At 57.1% G+C, this 12,243-nt stretch carries 13 protein-coding genes; 4 read left to right on the top strand and 9 right to left on the bottom strand.

The features are described from left to right. Positions 1-522 precede the first annotated feature (522 nt). The 3 genes from AABO57_27400 to AABO57_27410 form a co-directional block, all read right to left on the bottom strand. The gene (locus tag AABO57_27400) at positions 523-2,463 is read right to left on the bottom strand and encodes an amidase family protein (protein MEK6289457.1); all 1,941 of its coding nucleotides are present in this window, start codon (positions 2,461-2,463) and stop codon (positions 523-525) included. Positions 2,464-2,592: 129 nt separating this feature from the next. Continuing rightward, positions 2,593-3,021 carry a hypothetical protein gene (locus AABO57_27405; protein ID MEK6289458.1) on the bottom strand — a complete coding sequence of 143 codons (429 nt, stop codon included), beginning with the start codon at positions 3,019-3,021 and terminating at the stop codon, positions 2,593-2,595. A 48-nt stretch (positions 3,022-3,069) separates the two neighbouring features. After that, positions 3,070-4,254 (bottom strand): acyl-CoA dehydrogenase, encoded by a 1,185-nt coding sequence (locus tag AABO57_27410; protein MEK6289459.1) that lies wholly within the window; start codon positions 4,252-4,254, stop codon positions 3,070-3,072. A gap of 274 nt (positions 4,255-4,528) precedes the next feature. On the opposite strand from AABO57_27410, the gene AABO57_27415 reads away from it, so the two are divergent. From AABO57_27415 to AABO57_27430, 4 genes are all read left to right on the top strand, one after another. Then, positions 4,529-5,005, top strand: a complete 477-nt coding sequence (locus AABO57_27415; GenBank protein MEK6289460.1) for a zinc ribbon domain-containing protein — start codon at positions 4,529-4,531, stop codon at positions 5,003-5,005. A 211-nt stretch (positions 5,006-5,216) separates the two neighbouring features. After that, on the top strand, positions 5,217-6,140 hold the full coding sequence (locus AABO57_27420) for an ATP-binding cassette domain-containing protein (GenBank protein MEK6289461.1): 924 nt from the start codon (positions 5,217-5,219) through the stop codon (positions 6,138-6,140). A gap of 2 nt (positions 6,141-6,142) precedes the next feature. Then, entirely contained in the window at positions 6,143-7,444 is a 1,302-nt protein-coding gene (locus AABO57_27425; GenBank protein MEK6289462.1) for an ABC transporter permease, read from the top strand. 370 nt (positions 7,445-7,814) lie between these two features. Continuing rightward, positions 7,815-8,291 (top strand): hypothetical protein, encoded by a 477-nt coding sequence (locus AABO57_27430; protein ID MEK6289463.1) that lies wholly within the window; start codon positions 7,815-7,817, stop codon positions 8,289-8,291. 28 nt (positions 8,292-8,319) lie between these two features. Here the strand turns inward: AABO57_27430 and AABO57_27435 are convergent, their stop codons facing one another. The 6 genes from AABO57_27435 to AABO57_27460 all read right to left on the bottom strand — a co-directional run bounded on the left by AABO57_27435 (position 8,320) and on the right by AABO57_27460 (position 11,988). Continuing rightward, complete coding sequence (locus AABO57_27435; GenBank protein ID MEK6289464.1) at positions 8,320-8,724, bottom strand: PIN domain-containing protein; 405 nt, start codon at positions 8,722-8,724, stop codon at positions 8,320-8,322. Further along, the gene (locus tag AABO57_27440) at positions 8,721-8,960 is read right to left on the bottom strand and encodes a hypothetical protein (protein ID MEK6289465.1); all 240 of its coding nucleotides are present in this window, start codon (positions 8,958-8,960) and stop codon (positions 8,721-8,723) included. The genes AABO57_27435 and AABO57_27440 overlap by 4 nt, the downstream gene beginning before the upstream one ends. A gap of 21 nt (positions 8,961-8,981) precedes the next feature. Continuing rightward, on the bottom strand, positions 8,982-9,143 hold the full coding sequence (locus AABO57_27445; GenBank protein ID MEK6289466.1) for a hypothetical protein: 162 nt from the start codon (positions 9,141-9,143) through the stop codon (positions 8,982-8,984). A 429-nt stretch (positions 9,144-9,572) separates the two neighbouring features. After that, positions 9,573-9,755 (bottom strand): hypothetical protein, encoded by a 183-nt coding sequence (locus tag AABO57_27450; GenBank protein ID MEK6289467.1) that lies wholly within the window; start codon positions 9,753-9,755, stop codon positions 9,573-9,575. A gap of 12 nt (positions 9,756-9,767) precedes the next feature. Next, positions 9,768-10,046 (bottom strand): hypothetical protein, encoded by a 279-nt coding sequence (locus tag AABO57_27455; GenBank protein ID MEK6289468.1) that lies wholly within the window; start codon positions 10,044-10,046, stop codon positions 9,768-9,770. A 364-nt stretch (positions 10,047-10,410) separates the two neighbouring features. Beyond that, positions 10,411-11,988 carry an amidase gene (locus tag AABO57_27460; protein ID MEK6289469.1) on the bottom strand — a complete coding sequence of 526 codons (1,578 nt, stop codon included), beginning with the start codon at positions 11,986-11,988 and terminating at the stop codon, positions 10,411-10,413. Positions 11,989-12,243: the final 255 nt, after the last annotated feature.

Raw genomic sequence — 12,243 nt, forward strand, 5'->3', positions numbered from 1 at the left:
AGAACCTGCTTCCGACTTGCATCTCGTCCTCCCAAAGGATGGATTCAACGAACGCAGCGTCTCGTGCGGATTCTACAGGATCGTAACTAAGAGCAGTTGCGGAATGAATCCACGCCGCTTCCGATGCCAAGATGTTCGGCTCAGTTGCTTTCGGTTAGCAAAGAGAAGCCGGCTTACTAAAGCAACTGCGGCGTACTCTTGGTTGGTCTCTGTCTTACACGTCGCCGAGGATTAGGTTCGCGATCGTCTCAAGCTGCATGTTCGACGTGCCTTCGTAGCTCTTTCCGATCTCCGCGTATCCGTAGTGCTTCTCAGCGGGTAGTCTGTGATGTAACCCTAGCCTCCGTCAAGCCCGACGAACTGTGACGTAACGGGCGTGGCTACTTGAGGTGTGAACAGCTCCACCTGCGTTGCCTGCCATTGCGACGACCCTAGCACCTCAAGTGCTAACCAGGTGATCAGTCGCGATAATTTGAGCCGCCAGCAACCAGAGGGTAAACACCGCCGGCAATCAGCGGTATCTCACCTCAAGGCCGCATGTGGAGCCGCCGTGAGTTGAGCGCGAAGTTCGCCGGCGCGGTTCTTCCGCGTGGCAATGCTGAGGTACAGATTGCCGGCCATCAAGCTGCGGCGATCCGCTTCGGAGAGTAAGTGAGCGCCCGAGATCTCCTTGAAACCTCGATTCGAGACGATCAACACGACCGGGCCGTTCTGGCCTTTGGCGGCGCGGTGGATATTCGCGAACAGAACGTCATCCGGTTTCGAGTCGGAGATGGTGATCTTGTATGTCAATTCATTCGTCGTGGGATTGAAGGTAAAGCGAGCTTTGGCGACTGACCTGGCCGTGACGGCAGGAACTACTTCGCCACCGGCGGCGATGATTTCAAAGGCGAGCGGCTGGGCTCCAGAGTTCGTACCCAGGGCTGGAGTGCGTGACGGTGGACGGCGGTGCGGCGAGGCTTTCTCAAAAGCATAGCCAAGCGCGACAACACGAGCGTCAGCGAACGGCCTGCCGTAGATCTCTATTCCGACCGGTAACCCGTCGTCGGTGAAGCCCGCCGGAACGCTGAGCGCCGGAAAACCGGAAGAAGCGCTGAGTTGACAGTTCGTTCCAGCCTGCGCGTCTCCGATTCGGGCCGCCTTGCGGCGAATCGTCGGATACACCAGCGCATCGAGCTTTTGGTCATCCATCACCTTGAGCACCGCCTGCTGAGTCTCCTTTCGCTTGGCCAAAACCTTTTGATACTCCGCGGAGTCGCGCCCCTTGGCGATGTTCCTTCTCTTGAAGGTTGATTCGAGCGCCGCATGGTAAAGCCCCTTCTGGAGAATCTCGTCCAGCGATCGAACGGGCGCTGCCGGCCTCGCCGCGAGGTAGGCAGCCAAATCTCCCTTGAACTCAAAATCAATCAGCGACGAATCGCGCAGCAATTCGGTTAGGTTGGGAATCGCGATATCAACCACCGTCGCGCCCTGCTTCTTCATCTCGTCGAGCGCCGCGCGAACTATCCGCGCCACTTCCTGGTCCTCAGGCGCATCGCCGAACAGGGTAGTCAATGTTCCGAGCCGCGCGCCCCTCAACGCATTGGCGTCCAGCGCTTCGCCGAACTTTGGGCGCGTCTGTGCGGGCGCGAGTTTGGTGGCCGGATCCGCAGGATCTTCTCCGATGGTTGCGTCGAGTACGATCGCCAAATCCGCCATCGTGCGCGCGAGCGGCCCGGCTACATCCTGCGTGGTTGACAGAGGCACGATGCCGGCGATGCTGGACAGCCCTTTCGTTGGACGCAGTCCGACGAGGTTGTTATGTGATGCTGGAATGCGGATCGAACCGCACGTGTCACTACCCATACCGATGGCGGCGAAGCTTGCGGCGATGGCCGCGCCGGTTCCGCCGCTCGAGCCTCCCGGATTGCGATCCGGATCGTAAGGATTTCGCGTTTGTCCACCGAACGCGCTGATGTTGATGATTCCCGACGCCAGTTCGTGCATGTTGGACTTGGCGAGAATCACCGCTCCCGCTTCGCGCAGTTTCCGAACCTGGAAGCTGTCGTCGGATGGAATGAAGCCTGCGAGGGCCGGGGAGCCTGCGGTGGTCGGCATGCTCGCCGTGTCGTAGTTGTCCTTGACGATGATCGGAATCCCATGCAGCGGCCCACGCGGACCCTTCGCCGCGCGCTCCTGATCGAGCTTTTCGGCTTCCTTCAAAGCGTTGGCATTGGTGGCGAGGATGGCATTCAGCCGCGGGCCCCGAGCATCGTACGCCTCGATTCGCGCGAGGTAGGCTTGAACGAGTGCCTTCGAGGTCGTCTTCCCTTCGGTCATCCACTGTTGCAGTTCGGCAATAGTCGCTTCCATGACCTGCACGGCGGCGTCCGGGCGCGGAGGCTGAGCGCCCGCGGGAATAGCCGCCATGAAAGGAAGCGCAAAGATGAATAGGCAGCCTAAGAATCGGATCAATAGTTTCATTGTGCGGCCGAGCCACGTCATCGCGGAACTCCAGTCGCGCGACGATCGCAAGCGATACGCCCATCGCTTCAGCGGTCTTTGATGGTCCGCCCGCCAAAGAAGCGCAGTTCAAGGGTTAGTGGACCGGGCTTAACGCCGTCCCCAGAGATTCACGTACGGGCGCGACCGCCAATTCTGCTTCGCATACCAGAACTCGACGCTCCGAATTCTACGCCGGTCGCCGGGGAGGTCAATCACGCGAGTCTTACCCCGATCGGGAATGTTGTCTCGAATCTGAAGTTCGTGATCGGCGCCTCTATCGAAGTGGACGACTACGCGCTCGAATTCAATGGCTCCTCCTTTGACCCCGAGCTGAAGGGCGCGAAACGTCCCACGGGTGTTCACGACGATCCTATCGTGATCCACCCTTCCATTCACATAGGATCGCCCGAGATTTTCCCATCGGCCCTCGTCGGCCCGACGGCGATCGTCGTCTCGCCGCTGGGCGGATGATGTGGTACTCAGACTGAACAGCAAGAACAACAAACTGGCCATACGAATCGATTTTTGGAAGCTCATGCTTCTCCTTCTTAGAGACTGAAATTAGGCGTCCACCACGCCGGTCATCTAGACATCGCCGAGGATCAACTTGGCGATCGTCTGAAGCTGCATGTTCGAAGTACCCTCGTATATCTTTCCGATTTTGGCGTCGCGGTAATACTTCTCAGCCGGATAGTCTTTGGTGTAGCCGTAGCCGCCATACAACTCGACCACCTGCGAAGTCACGTGCTCGGCCACTTGAGAAGTAAACAGTTTGGTCATTGCCGCCTGCTTGACGAAGTCTTCGCCGGCGTCTTTCAAGCGCGCGCAGTTGTAGACCATCAGGCGCGCGGCTTCGAGCTCGGTGGCGATCTGCGCGATCTGAAACTGAACACCCTGGAAGCTCGCGATCGGCTTGCCGAACTGCTGACGCTCTTTGGTGTAGTTGATACCGCAATCGAGCGCGCCCTGCGCAACGCCAACCATCTGAGCGCCGATGCCTATACGCCCTTCGTTCAAAGTCTCGATCGCGATCTTGTAGCCCTTGCCCACTTCACCGAGCACGTTCTCCTTCTTCACCGCGCAGTCTTCGAGGATCAATTCGCAAGTCGAGCTCGCGCGAATGCCGAGCTTGTTCTCTTTCTTGCCAACCGTAAAGCCGGGAAAATCGCGCTCGACCAAAAACGCCGTGATGCCGCGATAGCCTTTGTCCGGCGCGACGTTGGCGAAGACGATAAACAATCCGGCTTCCGCTCCATTGGTGATCCAAAGCTTGCGGCCGTTCAACACGAAGTGATCGCCTTTGTCCTCGCCCTTCGTCGTAAGCGCGAAAGCATCGCTGCCCGAACCGGCTTCCGACAACGCGTAAGCTCCCACGGTGTCCGCCGACTGCCTTGCGAGGTATTTCTTCTTCTGGTCTTCGTTGCCCCACCGGAGAATTGCGTTATTGACCAGCGTGTTTTGCACGTCGACGATGACCCCCGCGGAGGCATCGACTCGCGAAAGCTCTTCGACGGCAAGGATTGCATTGAAGAAGCTGCCTCCCTGACCGCCGTATTCTTCGGGGACTTCGATACCCATCAAACCGAGCTCGAAGAATTGCTGGATCAGTTCAGGAGCGAACCTGGCCTTCTCATCCATCTCGGCTGCAAGCGGACGGACCTGTTGTTCAGCGAACTCGCGAACGGATTGGCGAAACAGCGCTTCTTCGTCGGTGAGCGAGGTGAGCGGGCGGGGCGCGCTTTCGGATATTGAAGAGGCCGGTTGTGACATCGCGTTTACTCCTCTGAGCGGTGAAAAAGTTTCAAGCGTTGAATGAAGCTCAATCTAACATGCCGGTTTCGAGGGCTGCAAGTTTTGGCATGAACTGAACGTGCGTATGTATTGCCTTGGATGGCTCATCGGCGGCTGATATGATTTGCTTCACTTGCGAGAGCGCCAGGGACGAACCTGAAGCTGTCGAGGTTCGTACTAGGACTGGATTCCCCTGTTGAATAAGCTGACACAATGAAAAGCGCGTTGAGTTAAGTCACGTTGGAGGCGGCTAATGTACTGTCCAAATTGCGGCGATCAAACGACTCAAGGCTTGAAGTACTGCAAGCGATGCGGGGCAGGGCTGAGCACGTCAACCACCCCGATTGAGACGAAGGCTTCTGTTGGCGCGGCGATGGGGACAATGCTCTTCCTTGTGGCCCTGGTCAGCATCGCGGGATTCATCGCGCTATTCAGCACGGTCTACAGTCTTGGGGAGAGCCCGGGCTTCAACACTAAAGCATTGATCGCAATAATGGCTTTCGGCGGCGCCACGGTGGTCGGAGTTATCGGGCTGTTGGTGTGGCTACTGTTGCGATTGACAACAAGCTCTCAACCGCTTGTCCGGCGCGAAAAGACCGAGAAACCCGGTGCTCGCGACTACGCGCCTCAGCAGTTGCCCGCTTCTCCGATCAGCATGCCAAGCGTTACCGAGAACACTACTAGAAATTTCGATCCGGCAGTGTACGGCGAGAAGGGCGCGCGCGAGTAACAGTCGCAAGGCTCGCGCTCACAATGTCAGAACGGTTGAAAACTTTCGCGGTTCCGGGTTCAGAGTTCCGGGTTCAAGTTGAGAGTCCTGGGTTCAGAGTTGAGAGTTACGGGTTCGACCCTGAACCCTGAACCCTAAACTCGGAACCGAAAGGCCGACCTCTCAATCAAGGCGCGTTCCAGTTGCACGTCATCGGAGCGGAGGACATTTGATGAATGTCGTAGAACTCAAGAACGTCACCAAGCGGTTCGATCAGTTCGTTGCGGTCAAAGACCTTTCCTTTGAGGTGAGGCAAGGCACCATCTTCGGGCTGCTCGGGCCGAACGGCGCAGGCAAGACTACTTCGATCAGGATGATCGTGAACATATTCGCGCCCGATGAAGGCGATATCCTGGTGATGGGCAAGCACGTATCCTCCGAGATGCAGCCGCACATCGGATATCTCCCCGAAGAACGCGGTCTGTACAAGAAGATGAAGATCGCCGACCAGCTCATCTTCTTCGGGACTCTGAAAGGGCTGGGCTCGACCGAGGCTTCAAGGCGAGTCGATCAATGGCTCGAACGACTCGAGCTCTCCGATTGGAAGAACAAGAAGCCCACCGATCTCTCCAAAGGCATGCAGCAGAAAGTTCAGTTCATCGCGAGCGTCATTCACGACCCCGATGTAATGATTCTTGACGAGCCGTTCTCCGGACTCGATCCCGTCAGCGTCAACCTGCTCAAGAATGTCATCCTCGACTTGAAGAAGCGCGGCAAGACCATCATCTTTTCGACCCACCAGATGGAACAGGTCGAGCAGATATGCGACGACATCTGTTTGATCAATCACGGGACGCAGGTGCTGATCGGCGGGTTGAAGGAAGTGAAGCGGCGCTTCGGCAAGAACACGGTGATCCTCGACTACGAAGGGCCGGATTCGTTTCTGGGCGACGACCTGGTCAAACACCACAATCGATTTCCAAACTACAGCGAGATCCTGCTCAACGACGGCGCCGACGCGCAGGAGGTGCTAAAACGCGCGCTTGCAGCCGGCGCGCGAGTGAACCGCTTTGAACTGGTTGAACCGTCGCTCAACGAGATCTTTATCGAGAGCGTGACCGGAAAGGCTTCGGTCAGCAACGGAGGCGAGAGGTAGCGATGAAGAAAGTGTGGATCATCATAAGGCGTGAATACCTTGTCCGCGTGCGGACTCGTGCGTTCCTGCTCGGCACGATCATAAGTCCAGTGTTGATGCTGGCGTTGTTAGCGATGCCGATCTTCTTTGCGACGCGTGGCGGAGGCGAGCGGCGGGTGACGGTGCTGGATCAAAGCGGCGACCCGGAGTTGTTCGAAGCAATCAAACACAGCCTGGAGACGCGAGGCGACGGTGACGAAGAAGTCGAGGGCCGCAATCCGAATCTTGGCCGAACCCACTACATCCTAACTCGGAGGGTCGTTGCTCCCGGCGAGGACATGCAAGCGACTCAGCTTCAGTACCAGCAGCAGGCGGCTAAAGACCCCGACACAACCTACATGGTGTTGCAGGCGGGTGGCCTGGACCATGTTGAGGTTGAGTATTTTGCCAAGAACACTAGTGATTTTTCCATCGGTACTCTGGAACGGGCCATCAACGATGCGGTCTCGGCGCTCAGGCTGAAGCGCGCGGGACTCAACCCGGCACAGATCGCTGCTTATACCAAGCGGATCGAGTTGAAGAGGAACAAGATCACCGCCAGCGGCGGAGTCGAGGAAGGCGGACGCGCTGATTTCATCGTCGCCTTCGCGATGTTGTTCTTCATCTACATGACGGTTCTCATCTACGGCCTGTCTGTTATGCGCGGCGTCATCGAAGAGAAACAATCTCGCATAGTCGAAGTGCTGGTTTCTTCCGTGAGGCCAACACAGATGATGTTGGGCAAGGTGATAGGTATCGGTCTGGTTGCTCTCACTCAAGTCGGAGTGTGGGCGCTGTCGGCGTTGCTGCTGACGACCGCCGGCGTATCGGTGTTCGCTGCGCGTGGCATGACGATGCCGAACATTCCGGTTAGCTTGCTGGTCTATTTCGTAGTGTACTTCGTGCTCGGCTACTTTCTGTACGCGACGTTGTACGCACTGGTGGGGGCGACAGTGTCGAGCGAAGATGAAGCTCAGCAGGCACAGATACCGGTAACCATACTGCTGGTCGTTCCGATGATGATTTTCAATATGATCATTGCCAACCCAACCAGCACCGCCTCGATCGCACTGTCCATGATACCGTTCTTTGCGCCGACGCTGATGATGATGCGCATAGCGGTGGTGAACCCGCCCGTGTGGCAGATTCTCTTGTCGATGGGGATCATGTTAGCGACGATCCTCGGGTGCGTATGGGTGGCAGCGAGGATCTATCGGGTTGGCATCTTGATGTACGGAAAACGCCCGAGCATCGCCGAGTTGGGCAGGTGGTTGCGGTATAGCTAACCCACAGCAGGCCGGGTGGCGGAGACTTTAGTCTGTGGCGGTTTAGCAATGAACAGATTCAAGTCTGGGCCAACAACCACGTGGTGGTTGCACGTTTATAGCCATCGGGACCACGCAACTGCTCACGCCTTTAGGATTGAAATGTGGTCGCAGGCTAACTGGCACATTGAACTCCTGACGGAGTTCGCGTCGTCTCACATCTCGGTACTATAAACATTGAACTCCTAAAACGGAGTTCCGCTGGAGAACCGAATATCCAAACTTAGTTGCCAGACCGAAATCTGTGCCTTCTCTGACCTGTTTGCCTTTGAGTCGGCGGCGATCTTCTGATACCATCCCGCCAAAATCAAATCTGCCCCGAAAGGAAGCTATGACTATATTCGGAAAGCGTCTGTCTGAGTACGTTGCGTTCGCGAAACTATTCCTCTGCCTGATCGCCATAGTCGGGATCGCGCGTTTGGGCCTCTCTCTCGCGGGCGTTGAAAACGCAAGCGTCAAGTGGTTGAGCATCTCGGTAGTCACGCTGATCGGGATGATCTACTACGCGGTTCGCGTGCATACCAGCGGCTTCGGCAGCTACAAGCAGCTACTTCCAATCCTCGTTCTTCAGAGCCTCGTTGCGCAGTCGATCATCATAGCCGGAATAGTGATCTCGATCTTTACCGGCCGCGACAACATCTTCAGCGCACCGGAGTACAGCGGCGGTGGGGACGGCAAGACCTGGCTGCACGCGGGCGCCCACCTGGTCCTTGGGGTAGTCGTCGGCTCGTTGTTAGCGTGGCTGGTCGGCTGCGTGATTATGTGGGTGACTAAGAAAGTAGTTCGGCGAGATGCGGCGGCGGTGTAGGAAGCCGTCGCGATTGGAGTCGGCGACATCAAAGCAGGACGTTGAATCCTTCTTGAGTGAAATGATGATCGTGCGTCAGAACATCCGCGATCTGAAGCTCGCGCATCGTGTTCATCGACATGCAATCCGTCAGGCTGTACCCCTTATCTTGGCGAGCGTTGTACAAACTCAATGCCGATAAGAATGATTCGCGAGATTGCTCGACGACCTGAACCCCAGGTATCTCAAGAGACTCGGAAACGACAGCGGCGGACTTGGCGCGCATCTCGGGTCCGTAAGTACAGAAGAAGTTCAGAAGCTCGATCAGGACAGCTTCTGTCGTGATCAGGTCGCCCTTGAGCATCGCCCCAACCTCGAGGGCTTTCTGGTGCCACTGTTTCCTCGGGTTAATCGAGGCAATAAAATAGAGCGTGTCGACGAACGTGAGACTCATTTCTTCGGGGAACCGTACAAGTAATGGTCGTGCTGCTCGGATCCATCAGTCGGCAGCTTGTCCCAGACCTCATCTGGGACATCCTTGACGATGTCCTGGATGGCGTCCCAGAGGGTCTTAGCTGGCTGACTCTTCTGCCGCTCGATCCCTTCTACGAAGTCGAGCACCCTTTTCTGTTCTTCGACATCAAGCGCCCGGAGCCTTTCGACAATAGTCTCTTCAATCCTTGACGACAAAGCATCCCTCCCTTACGCCGCTCACGAACCTTTTGATCCATCGTCAGTTCTTTCTTTAATCGAAGCATTGCCTTGTGCGGTCTCCACCGAAAGGCGCTCTACAAACTCCAGTACCTTCCTCTGTTCTTCGGGCTCAAGCGCACGAAACTTCTCACGTATCTTCTCTACTGTGTCGGATTCCATATTCAGCCTGCACCACTGAGAGGCGGCGTGCCCCGCTACCTTCACTGAAAGAGTGTACCACTCTCGGGCGTTGGGGTTGAGGAAGCCAATCGTGCGTTCTCGGGTCAGGCCACCACCAGACTGTGCAACGATACTTCAATGAGTTTCTTCGTTGAGTCACTGATCCTGTTTCAGTCGCGGGTTACGCTTCGACTTTTGCCTGGCTCGGCGCGGATGCGTAGCGGCGGGTGACTGAGTTTCCTCCGGCAGGAACTCGCTCACCTCCTGCAGTACCTGCTTCAGAGCTGGTTCCAAGGCGGGCGAAGTCTTACGCCCGACATGTTTGTGATGCGGAAAGCCGGGCAAACGCGGGTGATGAGGCGCATTGTCGTAGCGGAATACCGCGGATTCACCACGAACGTACTGATAGCGGTATTGCCTCTTGATAGGTCACGCGCGGTCGATGACGATTCTTTCTGTAAACTCCAAACGCGAGCCATCAGCGAAGTAGATCGCACCCTCGACCGTGCCGCGTTTGTAATCAAGTTGCTCAAGGTCGAGTTGCGACGATACGGCCTGGCTGAACTCTATCAGCTTAAGCATCAGGTCGAAGTATTGAAGCACATCACGCATAGCGCCCCTTAGTCAGGCCGCAGCGTGATGAAAATGTTCCCGCAGCAGCGCCTGGTAATCGTCAAATGCTCCTGCCCAGCGCATCACGTCGCGGCTATCTCCCATCTTGCCGCCGACGTACCGGGCGTAGAACTCGACGGTACTCATGCCGAACTTCTCCTCATAGCCATGCATTGTCTCAATGAGCGATTCGAGACTTCCGGTCACATCTAGCTGCCGCCCAAGTTCGCGAAGCATCTTTCGGCGCTCGGCAGCGCTCGTTTCCTCAAACCTCATTCTCACTTTCGCCATCGTTATCTACCTCGTTACTTGTGCTTCAACTCGACATCATAGTTGAGCGTCATAGCATAGCATCTGGACTCACGCTCTGGCTTCTGCGAGGGCATCTGAATACAAGCTTCCGGCTCGCCGACTTCGTCCGATCGTCATTCACAATGGACGCCTACTTTTGGCGATTAGTTCATAGAGATCATAGTTCACGCTTGTGACACCTAGGTCAGCCACTCCCTGTCCGGCCCTGCTTCGCTCATTGAAACCTCCCTCTTGCAACGAGCTTCGCGAAACACTGAAAACTTGCCCCGAACTTTATGGTGCGGGACGATTGTGTGTCAATTACCGAAGAACGTTCATAGTAAAGGCAAAGGAAGGGCACCCTCTAAATCTTCGGTCTCATGCCCGACCACGGCTTTGCTTTCTCAAGCTGCGCCGCCAGTCTCAGCAACGTCGCGTCATCGCCAAATCTTCCTGAGAACATCACTCCAATCGGCAAGCCTTCCTCCGACCAGTGCAGCGGCACCGACATCGAAGGCTGACCTGTCACATTGTAAATTGCCGTGTACGGGCCGAACTCGGTCACGTCTTTCGTGTACTGCGCGATGTTGGCGGGCGACAAGCTCAACACGCCGAGCGGCACCGGCGGCTTCGCAAGCGTCGGGCTCAGGATCACATCGTACTTCTGCTGAAACTTCGCCATCGCCAGCCCAACCTGATGCATCGTCGCGATGGCTCGCGAATAAGCCACGGCGCTTACGGCGCGTCCCGCTTGCGCCAGCAACCAGGTCACCGGCTCGACATCCTTGTCGGTCACCGGACGGCCCAACGGCTTCGCCGCGTCGTCCAGCGTTCGCGCTAACGAAACGCGTAACACCGTCAGGAACGCCTCGCGCATCCAGGCGTCTTCTATCGGCGGCTGAGCTTCTTCGACCTTGTGACCGAGACTCTCGCAGAGCTTCGCCGCTTCCAACGCGGCCTTCTTGCACTCGGGATCAAGCGGAGTGCCGGCGGGTGTCGCTATCGCAAGCGCGATTCGAAGCTTACCCGTATCGGCGCCGATCTCTCTCAAGAACGGACGCTCCGGCGGAGGTGAAAAGTAAGGCGAGCCCAACTCGGCGCCCGACGTTGCTTCCAACAGCGCCGCGCTGTCTCGAACCGAGATCGTCAGCGCGTGATGATGAGAGCAGCCGTTCCAGCCTTCGAACTGGGCCGGCCCCATCGGCACTCGTCCCCGCGTAGGCTTCAATCCGAACAGCCCGCAGCATGATGCCGGAATCCTGATCGAGCCTCCGCCATCGCTGCCGTGGGCCATCGGCACTACGCGGCTCGCGACCAGCGCGCTCGATCCGCCGGACGATCCGCCGCTCGTTCGTTCGAGATCCCAGGGATTGTGAGTCTTGCCGAACAGCACCGACTCGGTCGTTGTAGTCAGGCCAAACTCCGGCGAGGTTGTCTTTGCGAATATCACAAGCCCGGCTTGCTTGTAGCGCGTGACCAGCGTGCTGTCGAAGTCGGGAGTGTTGTCCTTAAACACGCGGCTGCCGTACGACGTGATGGTTCCAGCCAACTGCTGTCCAAGATCCTTGAGCACAAACGGAACGCCTTTGAATGGGCCGGCCGGCAGGCCTTGCTTGATCTGCGCTTCGGCTTTGTCAAAGAAGAGCTGCGCTACGGCATTCAGCTTGGGGTTGACGGCTTCAAGGCGCTGCCTGACCGCGTTGAGTAGTTCGAGCGGACTGATCTGGCGCTTTGCGACCAACTCGGCGAGCCCGAGCCCGTCGTGCTGATCGTATTCGGCTGCAAGCCCCGACAACCCGCCAGGTAACGAATCCGAGTCGTGTCTTGATGCGTCACCGGCTGCCTGACCGGTTGTCTGATCGATTGTGTTCACGATTGCTCCCACGGTTGCGGCGGCGCCAAGCTCGAGCAGTTGCCGCCGGCTCATTTGTTGGTTGTTCATCGCAGTTCCCCCGTCATCGACCTGGATTCTGTGTGCGGTTCGCCGGTGGATATCACCGAATCGTCCTACACCGGACGGGATATCGAGCGCAGAGTATCCAACCTCGCCGGCAGTGTCAACAACGTGACAATCGAGAGTTCAGAGTACAAGCTTTAGGTTGCCTGGTAGATGAGGCAAGCTGAAGCTTGAACTCTGAACATAGGCAAGCTGAAGCTTGAACTCTGAACATAGGCAAGCTGAAGCTTGAACTCTGAA

The sequence above is a fragment of the Acidobacteriota bacterium genome, assembly GCA_038040445.1.
Lineage (GTDB): Bacteria > Acidobacteriota > Blastocatellia > UBA7656 > UBA7656 > Onstottus_A > Onstottus_A frigus.